This window comes from Acetobacter tropicalis (genome assembly GCF_001580915.1).
Taxonomy (GTDB): domain Bacteria; phylum Pseudomonadota; class Alphaproteobacteria; order Acetobacterales; family Acetobacteraceae; genus Acetobacter; species Acetobacter tropicalis.
This window is the reverse complement of the sequence record NZ_LHZQ01000012.1, coordinates 1-586: the sequence shown is the minus strand read 5'-3', so window position 1 is coordinate 586 and position 586 is coordinate 1. Positions and strand designations below refer to the sequence as shown.

Annotated in this window: 2 protein-coding genes; both read left to right on the top strand. The window is 60.4% G+C overall.

The features are described 5' to 3' along the window. A partial coding sequence (locus tag AD944_RS00060; RefSeq protein ID WP_211263307.1) for an adenosylcobinamide-GDP ribazoletransferase occupies positions 1–203 on the top strand: 203 nt, incomplete at its 5' end. A 181-nt stretch (positions 204–384) separates the two neighbouring features. Beyond that, positions 385–586, top strand: a 202-nt coding sequence (locus tag AD944_RS00055; protein WP_061474604.1) for a CbtB-domain containing protein, incomplete at its 3' end; no start/stop codon positions are given.

The following is a 586-nucleotide window of genomic DNA, read 5'->3' as shown; positions in this document are numbered from 1 at the left end:
TGCCGCCGGAAAACCAGCCTCTTTTCTGGCGATTGGCACCAGCGCTGGGTCTTGTCATCAGCGCGGCGGGGCTCTCTGGTTGGCTGGTTGCGCGTTCCGCCCGCAAGCATCTGGCAGGCTATACGGGTGATGTGCTGGGGGCGGCCGCCACTGTGGCAGACTGTCTGGTTCTGGCTGCCCTGACTGCCCTATTCCACAATTGACACCATCCTCCGCGCCGTTCACCATAGGGTATTGGTTTTGGGGAAGCCGGTGAGACTCCGGCACGGTCGCGCCACTGTAACCCGTTTGGTCAGCCTCAGGCTGATCAGGCTGGAAGTCAGACCTCCGAAACAGTCTGTTTTCCACCGCGGAACGCGTTTTTACCAGCGGAGCCTGATCCTTATGCCTCACACCACTTCTCATACCCGTGCACGCGCAATTGCCCTTCCGGCTCCGGTTGCCATTCCGGTTCAGGCCCTGCTGCCATGGGCCGTGTTCGGGCTGGTTCTGTCTGTTGTGCTGCTGTATTTTGTTGGGGCGGAACAGGGTGCCATCTCCCTGATCTCCGGGCAGGAAGTGCATGAATTTGTGCATGATGGGCGGC